The 17,076-nt window shown below is 67.0% G+C and carries 15 protein-coding genes and 2 pseudogenes; all 17 read right to left on the reverse strand.

The window, feature by feature from the left end:
• Positions 1-10: 10 nt before the first annotated feature.
• The 17 genes and pseudogenes from OZ403_RS19670 to OZ403_RS19750 all read right to left on the reverse strand — a co-directional run bounded on the left by OZ403_RS19670 (position 11) and on the right by OZ403_RS19750 (position 17,039).
• Positions 11-665: pseudogene (locus OZ403_RS19670) on the reverse strand (CoA transferase subunit B).
• Positions 666-676: 11 nt separating this feature from the next.
• Positions 677-1,375, reverse strand: coding sequence for a CoA transferase subunit A (locus OZ403_RS19675; protein ID WP_011553803.1), 699 nt, complete (start codon positions 1,373-1,375; stop codon positions 677-679).
• Positions 1,376-1,456: 81 nt separating this feature from the next.
• Positions 1,457-2,638 (reverse strand): thiolase family protein, encoded by a 1,182-nt coding sequence (locus OZ403_RS19680; RefSeq protein ID WP_140791962.1) that lies wholly within the window; start codon positions 2,636-2,638, stop codon positions 1,457-1,459.
• Positions 2,639-2,859: 221 nt separating this feature from the next.
• Positions 2,860-5,367 (reverse strand): WD40 repeat domain-containing protein, encoded by a 2,508-nt coding sequence (locus OZ403_RS19685; RefSeq protein ID WP_268784834.1) that lies wholly within the window; start codon positions 5,365-5,367, stop codon positions 2,860-2,862.
• A 130-nt stretch (positions 5,368-5,497) separates the two neighbouring features.
• Positions 5,498-7,210, reverse strand: coding sequence for a 30S ribosomal protein S1 (locus tag OZ403_RS19690; protein ID WP_002639616.1), 1,713 nt, complete (start codon positions 7,208-7,210; stop codon positions 5,498-5,500).
• Positions 7,211-7,580: 370 nt separating this feature from the next.
• Positions 7,581-8,726: an acyl-CoA dehydrogenase family protein gene (locus OZ403_RS19695; RefSeq protein WP_268784835.1), complete on the reverse strand. Its 1,146-nt coding sequence runs from the start codon at positions 8,724-8,726 to the stop codon at positions 7,581-7,583.
• Positions 8,727-8,736: 10 nt separating this feature from the next.
• Positions 8,737-9,189, reverse strand: coding sequence for an AgmX/PglI C-terminal domain-containing protein (locus OZ403_RS19700; protein ID WP_140791968.1), 453 nt, complete (start codon positions 9,187-9,189; stop codon positions 8,737-8,739).
• A gap of 5 nt (positions 9,190-9,194) precedes the next feature.
• Positions 9,195-10,337, reverse strand: coding sequence for an acyl-CoA dehydrogenase (locus OZ403_RS19705; RefSeq protein ID WP_140791970.1), 1,143 nt, complete (start codon positions 10,335-10,337; stop codon positions 9,195-9,197).
• On the reverse strand, positions 10,334-11,041 hold the full coding sequence (locus OZ403_RS19710) for a hypothetical protein (RefSeq protein ID WP_268784836.1): 708 nt from the start codon (positions 11,039-11,041) through the stop codon (positions 10,334-10,336). The genes OZ403_RS19705 and OZ403_RS19710 overlap by 4 nt, the downstream gene beginning before the upstream one ends.
• A gap of 4 nt (positions 11,042-11,045) precedes the next feature.
• Positions 11,046-11,822, reverse strand: coding sequence for an enoyl-CoA hydratase-related protein (locus tag OZ403_RS19715; protein WP_011553811.1), 777 nt, complete (start codon positions 11,820-11,822; stop codon positions 11,046-11,048).
• A 42-nt stretch (positions 11,823-11,864) separates the two neighbouring features.
• Positions 11,865-12,713 carry a 3-hydroxyacyl-CoA dehydrogenase family protein gene (locus OZ403_RS19720; protein WP_140875500.1) on the reverse strand — a complete coding sequence of 283 codons (849 nt, stop codon included), beginning with the start codon at positions 12,711-12,713 and terminating at the stop codon, positions 11,865-11,867.
• A 76-nt stretch (positions 12,714-12,789) separates the two neighbouring features.
• Entirely contained in the window at positions 12,790-13,233 is a 444-nt protein-coding gene (locus OZ403_RS19725; protein ID WP_268784837.1) for a hypothetical protein, read from the reverse strand.
• A gap of 2 nt (positions 13,234-13,235) precedes the next feature.
• On the reverse strand, positions 13,236-13,745 hold the full coding sequence (locus OZ403_RS19730) for a hypothetical protein (protein WP_140791977.1): 510 nt from the start codon (positions 13,743-13,745) through the stop codon (positions 13,236-13,238).
• 16 nt (positions 13,746-13,761) lie between these two features.
• Positions 13,762-14,847 carry an iron-sulfur cluster carrier protein ApbC gene (gene apbC, locus OZ403_RS19735; protein ID WP_268784838.1) on the reverse strand — a complete coding sequence of 362 codons (1,086 nt, stop codon included), beginning with the start codon at positions 14,845-14,847 and terminating at the stop codon, positions 13,762-13,764.
• A gap of 267 nt (positions 14,848-15,114) precedes the next feature.
• Positions 15,115-15,404: pseudogene (locus OZ403_RS19740) on the reverse strand (transposase); the annotation flags it as partial.
• A 79-nt stretch (positions 15,405-15,483) separates the two neighbouring features.
• Complete coding sequence (locus tag OZ403_RS19745) at positions 15,484-16,665, reverse strand: DNA cytosine methyltransferase (protein ID WP_268784839.1); 1,182 nt, start codon at positions 16,663-16,665, stop codon at positions 15,484-15,486.
• Positions 16,662-17,039: a very short patch repair endonuclease gene (locus tag OZ403_RS19750; protein WP_268784840.1), complete on the reverse strand. Its 378-nt coding sequence runs from the start codon at positions 17,037-17,039 to the stop codon at positions 16,662-16,664. Before OZ403_RS19750 ends, OZ403_RS19745 begins: the two co-directional genes overlap by 4 nt.
• Positions 17,040-17,076: the final 37 nt, after the last annotated feature.

Below are 17,076 nucleotides of genomic sequence, written 5' to 3' on the forward strand. Positions count from 1 at the left end.
CCCCACACGCTCAGACTTTCATCTCACGGACGTCGGGGGCCACCGTCAGCTTCGGCTCGGTGAGCTTCTGTACCTGCTCCACCGTCACCCCGGGGGCCACCTCGCGCAGGATGAGCCCCTGCGGCGTCACGTCGATGTACGCGTGGTCCGTGACGATGTGGTGGATGCACTTGAGGCCCGTCAGCGGCAGCGAGCACTTCTTGAGGATCTTGGGCTTGCCGTCCTTGTTGGCGTGCTCCATGGCCACGAAGATGCGCTGGGCACCGACGGCCAGGTCCATGGCGCCGCCCATGCCCTTGATCATCTTTCCGGGGATCATCCAGTTGGCCAGGTCGCCCTCTTCGCTGACCTCCATGGCGCCCAGCACGGCCATGTCGATATGGCCGCCGCGGATCATCCCGAACGACAGGGCCGAGTCGAAGAACGCGGCGCCGGGCACCGCCGTCACCGTCTCCTTGCCGGCGTTGGAGGTCCGGATCCTCCTGGCCTTCCACGGGCCAGGGGCCGATGCCCAGCAGGCCGTTCTCCGACTGGAGCACGATGTCCATGCCCGGCGGGATGTAGTTGGCCACCAGGGTGGGCATGCCGATACCCAGGTTGACGTAGAAGCCGTCCTGCAGCTCCTGGGCGATGCGCTGTGCAATCTGTTCACGAGTCAGTGGCATGGCTGGGCTCCTCAGGCCGACTTGCGGACGGTGCGCCGCTCGATCCACTTCTGGAGGTTCTTCGCCTGGACGATGCGCTTCACGAAGATGCTCGGGATGTGCACCAGGTCCGGGTCCAGTTCGCCGGGCTCCACGATGTGCTCCGCCTCGACGATGGTGACTTTGGCCGCCATGCACATCATCGGGGAGAAGTTCCGCGCCGTCTTCCGGAACACCAGGTTGCCCCAGCGGTCCGCCTTCCACGCGCGGACAATGGCGAAGTCCGCCTTCAGCGGCGTCTCCAGCACGTGCAGCCGCCCGTCGATGACGCGCGTCTCCTTCCCTTCGGCCACCTGGGTGCCGGCGCCCGTCGGGGTGAAGAAGCCGCCAATGCCGCAGCCGCCCGCGCGGATGCGCTCGGCCAGGGTTCCCTGCGGGTTCAGCTCCACCTCCAGCTCGCCGGAGAGGAACTGCCGTTCGAACTCCTTGTTCTCTCCCACGTAGCTGGACACCATCTTCTTCACCTGCTTGTTCTGAAGCAGGATGCCGAGCCCCAGCTCGGTGGTGCCGCAGTTGTTGGAGATGATGGTGAGGTCCTTCACGTTCTTCCGGTGAAGTGCCTCGATGAGATTCTCCGGGTTGCCGCACAGCCCGAAGCCGCCGCTCATGAGCGTGCAGCCATCCGGGATGTCGGCGACCGCCTCGTCCGCGTTCGCGTAGACCTTGTTCATCCGCCCTCCCGCATGTGCGAACGGGGTGAAGGCCCTTGGCGGGCCCCCACCCCGTGCCTCTCCCCTATCGGGAGAGGAAGTTCAGCGCTCCACCATCAGCGCGATGCCCTCGCCGCCGCCGATGCAGAGCGACGCGACGCCACGCTTCTTGTCCAGGTCCTGCATCGTCTGCAGCAGCGTCACCAGCACGCGCGCGCCGGACGCGCCAATCGGGTGGCCCAGCGCCACCGCGCCGCCGCGCACGTTCACCTTCGACACGTCCAGGCCGAGCAGCCGGTTGTTCGCGATGGACACCACCGCGAACGCCTCGTTGATCTCCCAGAGGTCCACGTCACCCGCGCTGATGCCCTGCTTCTTCAGCAGCTTGTTGATGGCGTCCGTGGGCGCGATGGTGAACTCCACCGGCTTGCGCGCCGCCTGGGCGTAGCCCGTGATGCGGCCCAGGATGGCGCGGCCCTCGGCCTTCGCGCGCTCCTCGCTCATCAGCACCAGCGCCGCGGCGCCGTCGTTGATGGAGGACGCGTTGGCGGCCGTCACCGTGCCGTCCTTCTTGAACACCGGCTTCAGGCCCGGAATCTTGTCCGGCTTCGCGTTGCGGGGACCCTCGTCGTCGGAGACGGTGACGACGTCCTCCGGCTTCTTGCCCGGAATCTGGACCGGGACGATCTCCGCCTTGAACAGGCCTTCCTTCTGGGCCTGGATGGCGCGGCGCGTGGACTCCAGCGCGTACTCGTCCTGCTGCGAGCGGCTGATGTCCTGCGTCGTGGCGCACTCCTCGGCGCAGATGCCCATGTGGACGTTGCCGTACACGTCCCAGAGGCCGTCGTGGATCATCGCGTCCTTGAACTCCACGTTGCCCATGCGCGCGCCGCCACGCATCGTGTGGCTGATGTACGGCGCGTTGCTCATGGACTCCATGCCGCCCACGACGACGACGTCCGCGTCACCCAGGGCAATGGCCTGCGCGCCCGCGCTGACGGCCTTGAGGCCGGAGCCACAGACCTTGTTGAGCGTGGTGGCGGGGACCGTCTCGGGCAGGCCGGCGAAGATGGCCGCCTGGCGAGCGGGCGCCTGGCCCACGCCGGCGGTGAGCACGCAGCCCAGGATGACTTCCTGCACGGCCTCGGGCTTCACGCCCGCGCGCTCCAGCGCCGCCTTGATCGCGATCGCGCCCAGCTGAGGGGCCGTCAGCTTGGCGAGCGCGCCCTGAAAGGCACCAATGGGGGTACGGGCCGCGCCTACGATGACGACGTCACGAGCCATGAAAACTGCCTCCTCTTGAGGATGTGCGGATGCTTTTCGATAACAGTGTCGGGGGCCCTTATCACCGGCCACTTCCCTGAGTTCAAGCATCCTTGCTCGTCACACGGACGTGAGCGTCCACTGTGCACGACGCAACGCGCCAGCGTGGGCAAAGGCGCGAAGTCACGAGGCCTCCTGGCTCGGACCCCGCGCCCCTGCCCGCCCGACCGGTCGGACGGTTCCTAGCGGACGAACCAGGAGAACAGCTCCGCGTCCCACCCGCCCGTCGTGATGACCTTGCCGTCCCCCCGCCAAGAGATGCCCAGGACCGTGCGTTCGTGGGCGCCAATGACAGTGGGCCGGAACGCGCCTTCTTCACGGACGTCCCAGGTGAAGAGCAATCCTCCTTCGCCGCCACTGGCGAGCCGCGTGCCATCCGGGCTCCACGCCAGGGCGAGTTGGATGAGCCAGGTACTGGCGCCCGCAACGAAGGCACCCGTGCTCAAATCCAGGACGGCGAGCCGCTCACTGCTGCTCAGCGCCAGGCGCGTCCTGTCGGGGCTGAGCGCGGCGGCCACGATGCCCGTCAACCCGGGCTCCATGCTTCGAAGGACACCGGACGCACGGTGCCAGAGGTTCCACGCCCCATGGCTGTAGACGATGATCAGCGACGCTCCATCGGGCGTCCATTCCAGCTCAACGACGGGGCTCGGCGTCTCCGGGATGCGCAGCAACTCCGTGCCGCTGCCCACGTCCCAGACTTGGACGGTTCCTTTCATCCCGGTGGGCGACAACGTCGTGCCCGCGCCCGCCAGGGTCCGGCCGTCTGGCGTCAGCGCGGCGTGCTCCACCCTGGATTGCTGTCCATGAGACCACGGCGTCAGCTCGACGGGCGTGCGCACCCGGGTGCCCGCATTCACGTCCCAGACGCAGAGCCGGCCGTCATCGCCTCCCGTCGCGAGTCGCGTGCCCTCCTCGCTCCACCCCAAGGCACGAACGTCTCTGCCCCCATGTCCGTCCAGCGCTCCCAGCGCCAGGCCTGAATCACTCCAGAGCCGGACCTTGCCCTCGCTGCCGGCCGACGCCAGCCGATCTCCCGCGGGACTCCACGCCGTGGCGTTGACCGCCCTCAGATGCGCCAGCAGCTCAGTGCGCCGCACGCGCGCGTGCTCCGCATCCACCTGGAAGACGGACACCGCGGCGGGCTCCCTCTCCAGCGCGACGAACGTGTTGTCGACCGGGTGGAACCGCACGGCGCCGTAGCCGGACGCAGTCAGCGGTTTAGGGGGAGGCTCGGAGCCATCCGCCACCACCGTCCCGGTGTCGGCCTCCAGGACCGTCAGCGAGCGGAGTCCATCCACCACCACGAGCCAATCCTTCGTGCGACTCCAGTCCAGGCGGGCGGCCAGGCCCCACGGGCCTGTCCACCCTGCCTGCTGCTCGTGGGTCGCTGCCTCATACACTCGCACGTAGCGGTAGCTGCCCACCGCGTACCGCGCGCCGTCCGGGCTCCAGGCGAAGCCATGGGCATTGCTCTGCCGGTAGAGCGGCCCCGCTGGGGCAAGCGGGTGGATCTCCACCATCTCGCCCTGCACCTCGAGCGCGATACGGCGTGCATCCGGGCTCCAGTGGATCTGGTGGATGGGATACTCCGTCAGCAAGGGCTCCCGGCGCTCCGTCCCCGTTTCCGCGGACCAGAAGCGCACTTCCCCGCCGCCCGTGCCCAGGTTGCTGATGCTGGCGAACTCGTTGCCGTCCGGGTTCCAGGCAACGCTCAACACCGGGCCCGAATGGGCGCGCCAACGCTGGACAGGCGCGCCTGTGTCCGGGTCGATCCGGGCCAACTGCCCATCCTCGAAGCCGGCGACCAGGTCCTCCCTCCTGGGCCCCCACGCCACGGCACGAATGTCCGAGCCCTCCATCCGAATCACCTGGGAGACGTGGCCGAGCTGCGCATTCCAGATGCGCAGTGAGCCCTCCCCCCCGACTCGATCCAGCACCGCGAGGAGGACCCCGTCCGGGCCCCAGGCCACGGCGCTGGGGTTACGCGCACCTGACTGCCTCCAATGCGCGGAGTGCTCGAGCTTTGGAGCGAACCCCACGCCACAGCGCCGGTCCTGCTCGACTCGGATGACATGGGGCATCTGCTCCGGCCCGCAGCGCATCCATCCGGTGAATCGCCATCCCTCCGCGGGCTCCGCCTGGAGCGTGACTTCGGTCCCCACATCGAAGCGCGCCATGCACGGGCCCGCGCAGCCGCTCACCCCTTCCGGCGTGCTCGTGACCCGCCCTGCGCCAAAGACTTCGACGAAGAGCGTCCGCTTCCCATCATCCAGGGGTGGAGCAGATTCGACGGTGAAGGCCACGGGTTCGGACCACGCCCCCACCCGCGAGTGCACGTCAACCGCGCGGCAACGGACTTCGTAGTCGCCCACCGCCTGGAACGCCCGGCTGACTTCTCCGGGGGCTCCGCTGGGAAGGCGTGCGGAAACACCCGGCGTGGGATCCGCGCGCCCCCAATCGAAGACGTAGGTGAGCGCATCTCCTTCCGGATCCTCGGCAGTGCACCGGAAGGCTCCTGCCTCTCCCACCGTAAACTGCTCCGCGAGCACTTCGACACGCGCCGGCCCTGGGGGCCGTGAGTCGGAAGACGCCGGGCTGCGACCACACGAAGAAACAAACATCGCGCTCAGCGCGAGCGCGCAGGCCACCTGGGTGCGACGGCCCCAGGTCAAAGAACGTGCAAACATGGCATCCCCCACGCGCTCGGCCCCGAAGCGCGCGTCGCCCTGCATAGCAGGCCCCGCCCCGAAACGGCAACGGCCGGGCCCCCTCTCGGGAACCCGGCCGTCTCGCCGTGCTGGCGCGTGCGGCTGAAGACTACTTCTTCAGCTTGCTCGCCATCACGTCGCCGAGGCGCGCCTTCGAGCCTTCCGCCTGCTTGCGGAGGTACTCGCGGTAGTCCTCGCCCTCGCCGATCAGCGCCTTCATCGACAGCGCGACCTTCCGGTCCGGGGTGTTGATGTCGATGATCTTCACCTCGACATCCTGCGCCTCCTGCACCACGTCACGCGGGTTCTCGACACGCTCCTCCTTCAGCTCGGAGACGTGGACGAGGCCCTCGATGCCCGGCTCGATCTCCACGAACGCGCCGAAGTCGGTGACCTTGGTGACCTTGCCCTTCACGCGGCTGCCCACGGGCAGGCGCTCGGACAGCGTCTCCCAGGGGTCCGGCTGGAGCTGCTTGATGCCCAGGCTGAAGCGCTCGTTCTCGACGTCGATGTTGAGCACCACCGCCTCGACTTCGTCGCCCTTCTTGAACATCTCGCCCGGGTGCTTGATGCGCACCGTCCAGGAGATGTCGGAGACGTGCACCAGGCCGTCCACGCCCTCCTCGACGCCGACGAACACGCCGAAGTCGGTGACGTTGCGGATCTGACCCTTGATGACGGAGCCGATCGGGTACTTGTCCTCGAGCAGCGTCCAGGGGTTCTGCTCGATCTGCTTCATGCCCAGCGCGATGCGCTTGGCCTTCGGATCGATGTCCAGGACGACGGCCTCCACCTCCTGGCCGACCTCCAGGATCTTGGACGGGTGCTTGAGGCGCTTGGTCCAGGACATCTCGGACACGTGCACCAGACCCTCGACGCCCTGCTCGATCTCGATGAACGCGCCGTAGTCCGTGATGGACACGACCTTGCCGCGCACGCGGGTGCCGACCGGGTACTTCTCGTCGGCGCGGTGCCACGGGTCCTCCTGGATCTGCTTCAGGCCCAGGCTGACGCGCTCCTGCGTCGGGTCGAACTTGAGGACGACGACGCGAACCTCGTCACCCACGTTGAACATCTCGCTCGGGTGACCGATGCGGCCCCACGACATGTCCGTGATGTGGAGGAGACCGTCGATACCGCCCAGGTCGATGAACGCACCGTAGTCGGTGAGGTTCTTGACCACGCCCTTGAGGACGGCACCCTCCTTGAGGTTCTTGAGGGTCTCCTTCTTCATCTCCTCGCGCTGCTTCTCGAGGAGGACGCGGCGGGACAGGACGATGTTGCCGCGCTTCTTGTTGAACTTGATGACCTTGAACTCGAATTCCTTCGAGATGTACTGGTCAAGGTTCCGCACGGGGCGGATGTCGACCTGCGAGCCGGGCAGGAACGCCTTCACGCCGATGTCGACGGACAGGCCGCCCTTCACGCGACCGACGATGGTGCCCTTGACGATCTCATCGCGCTCGCAGGCGGCGCTGATCTCGTCCCAGATGCGCATCTTGTCGGCCTTCTCCTTGGAGAGGACGACCATGCCGGTGTCGTTCTCGCGGCTCTCCAGGAGGACCTCGACGGGGTCACCGGCCTGAACCGAGACCTCTCCGCGAGGGTTGGTGAACTCGGAGATCGGGACCTGTCCCTCGGACTTGTAGCCGATGTCGACAATCGCGAAGTCCTTCGTCACCTGGACCACGGTGCCCTTGACGATCTCCCCTTCCTTCAGGATGCCGTCACCACCGCGCTCCTTGAGCGAGGCCTCGAACATTGCGGCAAAGTCTTCGTCGCCGCCGTCCATCCCGACCTGCTGGTTCACGTTCTGCTGCATGAAATGGAAGTCCTTTGAAACCGGTACAGCTGCCCCCTGATGGTGGTTTTTCCGTCGCGGCCTGCGGGGAGCAGCGGGCAGTGACGTTCGTCCTCCTCATTGAGGACTTGATTTGATGGAAGCCGCGCACCCTAGACACCGGTGATTCCGGTAGTCAAGCGAGCTCGTGCCCCTTGTGCTGTTGGGTGGATGTCCTACCCCAGGAAAGTCAATGCCTCCTAGTTAAGAACGCCTGCCCTACCGCGCAGCCCCGTCCCACAGGATGCCTGCCCCCAGCCTGGTGCTCGAACGAGCGGCCAAGGCCCTGAAATTCCAGGGCCAACTCCGGGCCGCGCTCAACCGCCGGCGGCCCCGGATTTCTTCCCGGCCGTCAGCCCTGGAGCTTGAAGCTCTCGCGGGCGATCACCATCCGCTGCACCTCGCTGGTGCCTTCGTAGATGGTCTGCACACGGGCGTCGCGGAAGAACCGCTCCACCGGGAACTCGTCGATGTAACCGTAGCCGCCGTGGAGCTGCACGGCCTTGTCGGCCACCTTGTTGCTCATCTCGCTGGCGAAGAGCTTCGCCATGGAGGCCTCGCGGGAGAACGGCTGGCCCTTCTCCTTCATCGACGCCGCGCGCAGCGTCAGCAGCTCCGCCGCCTCCAACTGCGTCTGCATGTCCGCGAGCATGAAGCGCGGGCCCTGGAACTCGCCAATGGGCTGGCCGAACGCCTGACGGTCCTTCACGTAGGCCACGGTCGCCTCGAGCGCCGCGCGCCCCACGCCGCAGGCCTGCGCCGCGATGCCAATGCGCCCACCGTCCAGCGCCACCATGGCCAGCCTGAACCCCTGCCCTTCGGCGCCCAGCAGGTTCTCCGCCGGAACCTCGCAGTCCTCGAACGTGAGCGACACCGTGCTCGAGGAGCGCAGGCCCATCTTGTCCTCGTGCTTGCCGATGATGAGCCCCTTCGTCCCGCCTTCGACGATGAAGCACGACAAGCCCTTGTTGCCGGCGGGGGACGTGCGCGCCCACACCACCATCACCCCCGCGTACGCGCCTGAGGTGATCCACTGCTTGCTGCCGTTGAGGACCCACACGTCCCCGCGCCGCACCGCGGTGGTGCGCAGCGCGCCGGGGTCGGAGCCCGCATGGGGCTCGGACAGCGCGAACGAGCCCGCGATGGCCTCGCCGGACGCCAGCCGCGTCACGTACTTCTCGCGCTGCGCGTCGGTGCCGAACGCGTTGATGAGCTCGCCGCACATGTTCGTGACGGCCATGGCCACCGACGTGGACGCGTCGGCCGCGGCCATCTCCATCATCGCCAGCGCATAGGCCACCACGCCGGCCTCCGAACCGCCGTAGCGCGCCGGGAGGTTCACCCCCAACAGTCCCATCTCTCCCAACTGCCGGAAGAGGTCCGTGGGAAAGCGCTCTTCGCGATCCAGTGTCCGGGCCTGGGGGGCCACGCGCTCGCGGGCGAACTTGCGAGCGGTGTCGCGGATGAGGGTCTGCGTCTCGGTGAGCTCGAGGTTCACGGCGGTTGTCCTACTCGATGGCCTTGAGGTTGAACGGGTACTCGATGGGGCGGTCCGTGCCATCCGGAGGCTTCGGGAAGGTCATGGACGACAGGACGGCCTGGACGCAGTCGTGCAAGCTCGGGTCCTTGAGCGTGCTGGTCTTCTTCACCACCCGGGCGTCCTTCACCAGGCCGTTGGCGTCGATGGTGAAGGTCGTCATCAGCTTACCCTCCACCGTCCGGTCCTTCTCCGCCATGTGGTCCTCGTAGCACTCCTGGATGCGGCGCTGGTGGTACTGGACGACCTGACGGATGGAGTCGGGCGTGAAGGGCAGCCGCTCGACGTCCGGCCCGTCGCGCTTGGCGGGGGCCGGCGTCGCGGCGGCGGGCTTGCCGCCGGCGGGCGCCTTCGCGGGGGCGGCGCCCTGCGCGAGCGCCACCGCCGAGGCTAGGACGACTGCGGAGAGAAGCGCTCGGGTCATGGCGGTTACTCCCTCAGCAGGTTGGCGGCGATGACGATGCGCTGGATCTCGCTCGTCCCTTCGTAGATTTCCGTGATGCGCGCGTCGCGCACGTGGCGCTCCACGTCCATCTCCTTGCTGTAGCCCATACCGCCGTGCACCTGCAGGGCCTTGTTCGCCACGCGGCTGGCCATCTCGCTGGCGTACAGCTTGGCCATGGCGCTCTCCGCGCTGTGGCGCACGCCCTTGTCCTTCTGCAGGGCCGCCCGCCACACGAGCAGCCGGGCCGCGTCGATCTCCGTGGCCATGTCGGCGATCATGAACTGGATGGCCTGGTGCTCACGGATGGGCTTGCCGAAGGACTTGCGCTCACCGGAGTAGCGCACCGCCTCTTCGTACGCCGCGCGCGCGATGCCCAGCGCCTGGGACGCGATGCCGATACGGCCGCCGTCCAGCGTGCTCATGGCGATCTTGAAGCCCTCGCCTTCCTTGCCGAGCATGTACTTGGCCGGCACGCGCATGTCCTCGAAGAACATGGAGCAGGACCAGGCGGCGCTGATGCCCATCTTCTTGTCCGGCTCGGCGCGGATGAACCCCGGGGTGTCCGTGGGGACCATGAACGCGGTGATGCCCTTGTGGCCCGCTTCCCGGTTGGTCATCGTCATCAGGACGATGGCGTCGGCCTTGGGGCCGTTGGTGATCCAGTTCTTCGAACCGTTGATGACGTACTCGTCACCCTTGCGCACGGCGACCGTCTTCTGCGCGGCGGCGTCGCTGCCGGCCTCGGGCTCCGTGAGGCCGAAGCAGCCCAGCTTCTCGCCCCGGGCGAAGGGCGCCAGGAACTGCTCCTTCTGCGCGTCCGTGCCGTACTTCATGATCGGGTCGCAGTAGAGCGAGTTGTTCACGCTCATGATGACGCCGGTGGAGGCACAGCCGCGGCTGATCTCCTCCATGGCGATGGCGTAACAGACGTTGTCGAGCCCGGCGCCGCCGTTCTGCTCGGGAACGGCCACGCCCAGCAGGGACAGCTCGGCGAGCTTCTTCACCGCGTCCGTGGGCCAGGCGTGGTGCTCGTCCCACTTGCGAGCGTTGGGGATGAGCTCCTTGGCCGCGAACTCGCGGGTCATCCGCTGGATTTCACGCTGGATGTCGGTCAACTCGAAGTTCATGGAACCTCCATAATATGAGGGGCTTCCCTCTGGAACAGCGAAGACGCGGCGCGTGCGCGGAAGCGCGCCGAGGCGTGCCGGTGAGACACCGTCCGGTCGCCTGAGACCCGGGATTCCCCGGGAGTACCCAAGAAAATATTGAGGGGCACCGTGACGTCGAGGCTGACATCCAGCCGGTTCCCCTCCCCCGTCCATGCCCGCCGCACGACCACGGACAGGGTCCACGGCACTGTGTCCCGGTGCCGCTCGATGAAGTCATAGGACAATCCCAGCCCCGCCACGCCCCCTGAGCCGTCCTGTCCCCACAGTCCCGCCCCTTCGGCCAACACTCCGAAGCGCGCTGCGTCAGGAAACGCATACACCCGTGCCCCGGCGAGCATCCGGAAGGCCGACCGTCCCAGCCGGAGCTGAGGCTCCAGGAACGGCGACACGACCAGCGTGGGCCCCGGCACGTCCAGCGGCGGCAGGGCCCACGGGTGGATGGGCCAGGACAGCACCCAACCCTCCTGGGTGTCCGGCCCCCACTCGTAGCGGACGTCGGGGATGAGCGGCTCCAGGAAGCAGCCCGTGTAGAGGCACAGCGAGCGCTTCCAGGACACCAGCACGGGGGCCCGCCCGTCCTTGTCCCCGCCGTCGTCCGAAGCCTGGGCCGGCTCGGCGGCCAGGAGACACGCCAGCAGTCCCCCGGCCGCGAGCCCCTTCACCGCGCTACTTCCCGGTGAAGGTCGCGGGGCGCTTCTCCAGGAAGGCCTTCATGCCCTCGCGCTGGTCCTCGGAGCCGAACAGGTCGCCGAAGGCCTTGCGCTCGATGTCGTTCGCGGCGCGCAGGTCCTGGTCGGCGCCGGCCTCGATGACCTGCTTGGCCTTGGAGATGGCCAACGGGCTGTTCTTGACGATCTTCTCCGCCACGGCGCGACAGTGCGCGAGCAGGCCGTCCGCGGGGAGGACCTCCAGCACCATGCCAATCTCCTTCGCCTTCGCCGCGTCGATGCGGTCGCCGGTGAAGATGAGCTCCTTGGCGCGGGCGCGGCCCACCACGCGGGTGAGGCGCTGGGTGCCGCCGAAGCCGGGGATGACGCCCAGGCCGACTTCCGGCAGGCCGAGCTTGGCCTTCTCGGAGGCGTAGATGAAGTCACAGGCCAGGGCCAGCTCGGAGCCGCCGCCGAGCGCGAAGCCATTCACGGCCGCGATGGTCGGAATGGGCAGCGCCTCCAGCGCGGCCATGACCCGGTGCCCCAGGGCACCGAACTCCTGGGCCTGGGCGTCGGTGAGCGCGGCCATCTCCGCGATGTCCGCGCCCGCGACGAAGGCCTTCTCGCCGCCGCCGGTGACGATGAGGACGCGCACGTCCGCGGGCAGCGACTTCAGCGCGGACTCGAGCTCCTGCAGCGTCTTGGTGTTGAGGGCGTTGAGCGCCTTGGGGCGGTCGATGAAGAGGGTCGCGATGGCGCCCTCCTGCTCCAGCCGGATGTTCTCGTAGGCCATGTTCGAGGCTCCTGGGGTGGAAGTGGGTAACCGCGTGGCGGCTCAGTACTTGTAGAAGCCGCGGCCGCTCTTCTTGCCGTACCAGCCGGCGTCCACGTACTGACGCAGCAGGGGGCTGGGGCGGTACTTGGAGTCGCCCAGGCCCTTGTGGAGCACCTCGGCGATGTAGAGGACGGTGTCCAGGCCGATGAAGTCCGCCAGTTGCAGCGGGCCCATGGGCTGGTTGGTGCCCAGCTTCATCGCGGTGTCGATGTCCTCGATCGAGCCCAGGCCCTCCATGACGGCGAAGCAGGCCTCGTTGAGCATGGGGATGAGGATGCGGTTGACGATGAAGCCCGGGTAGTCCTTGGACACCACGGTCGTCTTGCCCATCTTCTCCGCCAGGGCGCGCGTGGTGTTGTACGTCTCATCGGACGTGGCGGCGCCGCGGATGAGCTCGACCAGCTGCATCACTGGCACCGGGTTCATGAAGTGCATGCCGATGACGGACTCGGGGCGCTTCGTGGACGCGGCGATGCGGGTGATGGGGATGGACGAGGTGTTGGTGGCGAGGACGCCGCCCGGCCGCACCACGGCGTCCAGGTCCTGGAAGATGCGGCGCTTGAGGTCCTCGTTCTCCGTCACGGCCTCGACGGCGAAGTCCACGTCCTTGGCCTCGGTGACCTTCGTCAGCGTGGAGAGGTTGGCCTCGGCGGCCTGCTGCTTCGCGGCGTCGAGCTTGCCCTTCTCCACCAGCTTCTTCAGGCCGGCGCGGATGCGGTCGGCGCCCTTGGCGAGCCCTGCTTCGGAGACGTCCGCCAGCGTGACGCGAAGGCCCGCGACGAGTGCCACCTGCGCGATGCCCGCGCCCATCTGCCCTGCCCCGACGACGACAATGTGTTCCGTTGCCATGGCGTGTACGCACCTCTTGGGTCGGAAAGAGTGAAGAACGGCGTGCGGGCGGCCTTAGCCCACGCCCCCGGGTCGGTCAACGAACTGCGGCGGGCAACTGGAGCTGCCGGACGATGTACTGCTCCTCGCCGACGACGAGCTCCGTCTCCAGGCGCACCCGGGCGTCGCTGCCCTCACGTTTCACGAAGAGCGCCGCGTCCCAGGTGCCCTCGGGCAGGTCCACCTTGTACGTGAGTTCAGGCGGAGGTCCCGAGGGGAAGAACCGCTCCTCGCGCTTGAGGAGCTGGCCTTCCGGGTCGGAGATTTGGAGGTCCACGGCGCGCACGGAGGCCCAGCCCGGGCCCGCGAGTTGGAACGCGACGTCGCGCTCGGGGGTGCCCGTCACCTGCCACAGGTAGAGGCCGAGGGCGACGAGCAGGAGCAGCGGCAGCCGCTTGGCCAGCGCGCTCTTCCGTTCGTTCGGGCGCAGAGGTGGTGCGGCACTCGAGGGGGACTCAGCGGGAGGGGGCGTGTCCGCCACCGTTACTCCTTCTTGGTGCGCTTCGCGCTGGGGCGCTTCGCGTTGAGCTCGGAGATGACCACGCTGGGCGTGGCGGACCGGCGGGACCTGGTGGGCTCGGCGGAGGCTTCCGGCTCGGAGGGCTTCTCCTCCTTCTCGGGAGGCACCAGGCGGATCTGCGCCTTGATCTCCACCGTCATGCCGGACATGAGCTTGAGGAACTCGTCGCGCAGCTTCTCGGACTGGAGGAAGCGGCGGAGCTCTTCGGTGACGGCGCGCGTCACCTCGTCCTTGGTCTTCTCGGCCTGGCCGAGGATGAAGCCGAGGGCTTCCTTGGGGAGTTTGAGCTGGCCCGCGAGGTTGCGGATGCCCTCTTCGGTCATGAAGAGGGCACCCAGGCCGGCCACGGCCATGCGGCGGACGAACTCCGGAACGAAGCCCGCGGGCCCGTTGGAGCCACTGGAGCGGTCCTGCCGTTCGTCTTCGTCGAGCAGCGGATCGGGCGGGAAGTCGTCGTTGCCGGCCGGGGCCATGATGTCTCCTCGATAGTTAGCGGGCCTGCATCACCGGCAGCGGAACGCTCTTGATGCTCTGGGCTGACACGCGCCCTGCGATGTTCCGCGCGACTTCCTGGAAGGCCTTCGCCTCCGGGCTGTCCTTGGCACCCACGACCACCGGAACGCCGGAGTCTCCAGACTCCCGCACCTTCAGGTCCAGCGGGATTTCACCGAGGAATGGAATCCCGAACATCTGCGCGGCCTTGCGGCCGCCGCCGTGGTTGAAGATGGCCGTGGTGTGCGAGCAGTTCGGGCAGACGAACTGGCTCATGTTCTCCACGATGCCCAGCACGGGGATGTGGACCTTGTCGAACATCTGCTTGGCGCGGACCACGTCGGCGAGCGCCACGTCCTGCGGCGTCGTGACGAGCACGGCGCCCGCGGCCCGGACGGACTGGGACAGCGTGAGCGCCACGTCACCGGTGCCGGGCGGCAGGTCGAGGACGAGGTAGTCGAGCTCGCCCCAGTTCACGTCGCGGACGAGCTGCATCAGCGCGCCGTGGAGCATGGGGCCGCGCCAGATGAGCGCCTGGTCGGCCTCCACGAGGAAGCCGATGGACATGACCTTGAGGCCGTGGGCCTCGAGCGGATTGAGCTTCTTGCCGTCCGGGCTGACGGGGCGCTTGTCGCCCAGGCCGGTCATCATGGGGACGGAGGGGCCGTAGAAGTCCGCGTCGAGCAGGCCCACCTTGGCGCCGTGCTGGGCCAGGGCCGTGGCGAGGTTGATGGAGACGGTGGACTTGCCCACCCCGCCCTTCCCCGCGCCGACGAGGATGATGTTCTTCACCTGGGGGAGGAGCGCGCCAGCGGGCATGCCGCCACCGGCCGCGCGGACCTGGGCGCCCCACTCGATGTCAAAGGACTTGAGGCCGGGGACGGCCTTGAGGGCGGCCTCGGAGTCGGCCTGGATCTTCCCCTTCATGGGGCAGGCAGGCGTGGTGAGCTCGATCTTGAGTTTCGCGGTGTCCCCGCTGACGCGGATGTCCTTCACCATTCCCGCCTTCACGAGGTCGATGTGAAGCTCGGGATCCATCACCTTCGACATCGCAGCGAGGATGTCGGCCTGGGTAACGCTCATCAGGACACCTGAAACCTTTGGAAAACGGGCGGTTGTAAGCCGCCAACGGGCGCGGAATCTGGCCAGCCCAGGGGGGGCTGTCAACGTCGTTTAACGGGGCTGTACGCCCAGCGCACCCTGTAGGTCCCAAGGACGGCCGGTGAGTGTCGGCCCGCTGAACGGGCCTATCAGGAGCGCTAGTGCGGGGCCCGGACGGCGGGACAAGGGGTTGGTGCGCTACTTGATTGGCACGATGCGGTACGCCTTCCCCATGGCGTACGGCACCTACCGACGGCGGACGTCCGCGCTCACCATTTTTTTGTGGAGATTTCCTTCATGACCTCGATTTCGAGGTCCCTCTCGGCCAGCAGTTTCTTCAGACGCGCGTTCTCCTTCTCCAACTCTCTGAGCCGCAGCGCGTCGCCTGCCTCCATGCCGCCGAACTTCTGCCGCCAACGGTAGAGCGTCTGCTCGACGACACCGTACTTCCGGGCCACCTCCACCACGCTGGCCCCAGGCGCCTCCGCCTCCCGCAGGATGCGGACCATCTGCTCCTCGGTAAATCTGCTCATCCTCACGACCGACCTACCTCCTGGCCGCGAGGACTCTCTCACGCTTCAACTGGTCCGAAAAATCGGGGGCAGACCACAGCGAGTCTCAGGCGGCCTCTCCTTGGGGCGTCTGCGGCATCGTGCTGGCTACCCGTTTGTGCAGGAGTCGCACGAGGACGGAGAAAGCCAGTTTCGGAGGCACTGCATTACCAATGCAGTGGCCAAGCAGGCGTCGACTGGGGTTCTCACCAAATTCGAACCAGTCCGGGAAGAACTGCACCCGCGCCGCTTCATGTGGAGTCAAAGTCCGCGGCTTGCTGGGATGCAGATAGCGCCCCTGACCAGGGCTGCCATATCCGGTAGTGATTGTGTGCGCGGGCTCCTCCCACTTGAGCCGCCCGTACATTGCAGTGTAACGATGCGAGGGGTTATCTCTATGACAGGGAGGGCGAAGCCTGTTTGGCAGGTCGTACTTGCCGTTCTCAAGAAGGTACTTCGCCCGCTTCTGGTTTTCGGGAGTTAGCAGAGCCGCGATGTCGAAGGGCGAACGAGGGGCAATCTCCAAGAGATCTGCGATAGCCCACTCCAACGTTCGCGGGGGTTCGCGGGGCGAGAAATTGAGCACTTCTTCGACGTTTCTACCTCGGGCTGCGACGAGGATGTGGCGAACTCGTTTTTGGGGTACTCCAATGTCAATCATTCGCACCAAGCGGTGTTCCACCGAGTAGCGCAGTTTCTCGCTTAGCCACCATGTTGCGCGCTCAAGGACCTCTCCATGGTCGCGACGAACGCCCTGGACGTTCTCGATGAGGACATAGGTGGGTTTGAGCACCTCCACCGCACGGATCATCACCATGTACAACTCGTTCTTCTTGTCGCGCCGGCGGGTATGATTGTTGAGATCCGAGTGCCCCTGGCAAGGTGGCCCTCCCACGAGAATGTCTACCTTTCCAACTTCTTGTTGGGTCTTAAGCTCGGCGGCGGACAACTTCTGTCCGGGCTCCCGGTCGAACCGGCTACGGACATCTGCGCGATTGTCCTTGAGTAATGACTCGAAGTTAAGGTCGTACACACCACGGACTTCTTCGTCCAATTCCATGGCTAGGCGGACCTCAAGACCAATTCCCAGCGTACGGCAGGACTCCATGGCTCCGAGCGTGAGGCCTCCCGAGCCCGCGAACAGGTCGACTAGGCGTAAGGGATCGGCGCCTTTAGGGGCCTCCGGACGACTCTTGCGGCGCAGGAATGACAGGTCGTCACCGCCGATTTCGTCTAGCTCGTAGCTCATCGCTTCGTGATACCTGCCTTGGAGAACCGACGGGCGAGGGCGCCCTCGTCGCGCAGTTCGCACTGCCATACCACGAGAACCCGGAACCCGAACTGCCTGAGCGCGCGTGCCATGCGAGCATCTCGCTGGCGGTTTGCGGCCAGCTTTGCTTCCCAGAAAGCGCTGTTGCTCTTGGGGACGGTCGCCAACTTGCAGTTGCGATGACCGTGCCAGAAGCATCCATGGACGAAGACCGCCCAGCGCGCACTCTTGTTGGCGATGTCGGGGCTTCCGGGCAAGTTGCGGGGACAGAGCCTGAACCGGGCTCCTGCGTTCCAGAGGAGCCGCCGGACTTCCACTTCCGGCTTGGTGTCACGACGCCGCACCGCCTTCATCCGGCGTGAGGTTTCTTCAGAAGGCCGTACCGCAACG

It is taken from the genome of Myxococcus sp. NMCA1 (assembly GCF_026810205.1).
Lineage (GTDB): Bacteria > Myxococcota > Myxococcia > Myxococcales > Myxococcaceae > Myxococcus > Myxococcus xanthus_A.

What these genes read in the sequence shown, in the direction of transcription:
- OZ403_RS19675 (WP_011553803.1), bottom strand. Translation starts at nt 1,375, where the DNA reads ATGAACAAGGTCTACGCGAACGCGGACGAGGCGGTCGCCGACATCCCG.
- OZ403_RS19680 (WP_140791962.1), bottom strand. Translation starts at nt 2,638, where the DNA reads ATGGCTCGTGACGTCGTCATCGTAGGCGCGGCCCGTACCCCCATTGGT.
- OZ403_RS19685 (WP_268784834.1), bottom strand. Translation starts at nt 5,367, where the DNA reads ATGTTTGCACGTTCTTTGACCTGGGGCCGTCGCACCCAGGTGGCCTGC.
- OZ403_RS19690 (WP_002639616.1), bottom strand. Translation starts at nt 7,210, where the DNA reads ATGCAGCAGAACGTGAACCAGCAGGTCGGGATGGACGGCGGCGACGAA.
- OZ403_RS19700 (WP_140791968.1), bottom strand. Translation starts at nt 9,189, where the DNA reads ATGACCCGAGCGCTTCTCTCCGCAGTCGTCCTAGCCTCGGCGGTGGCG.
- OZ403_RS19705 (WP_140791970.1), bottom strand. Translation starts at nt 10,337, where the DNA reads ATGAACTTCGAGTTGACCGACATCCAGCGTGAAATCCAGCGGATGACC.
- OZ403_RS19715 (WP_011553811.1), bottom strand. Translation starts at nt 11,822, where the DNA reads ATGGCCTACGAGAACATCCGGCTGGAGCAGGAGGGCGCCATCGCGACC.
- OZ403_RS19720 (WP_140875500.1), bottom strand. Translation starts at nt 12,713, where the DNA reads ATGGCAACGGAACACATTGTCGTCGTCGGGGCAGGGCAGATGGGCGCG.
- OZ403_RS19730 (WP_140791977.1), bottom strand. Translation starts at nt 13,745, where the DNA reads ATGGCCCCGGCCGGCAACGACGACTTCCCGCCCGATCCGCTGCTCGAC.
- apbC (WP_268784838.1), bottom strand. Translation starts at nt 14,847, where the DNA reads ATGAGCGTTACCCAGGCCGACATCCTCGCTGCGATGTCGAAGGTGATG.
- OZ403_RS19745 (WP_268784839.1), bottom strand. Translation starts at nt 16,665, where the DNA reads ATGAGCTACGAGCTAGACGAAATCGGCGGTGACGACCTGTCATTCCTG.
- OZ403_RS19750 (WP_268784840.1), bottom strand. Translation starts at nt 17,039, where the DNA reads ATGAAGGCGGTGCGGCGTCGTGACACCAAGCCGGAAGTGGAAGTCCGG.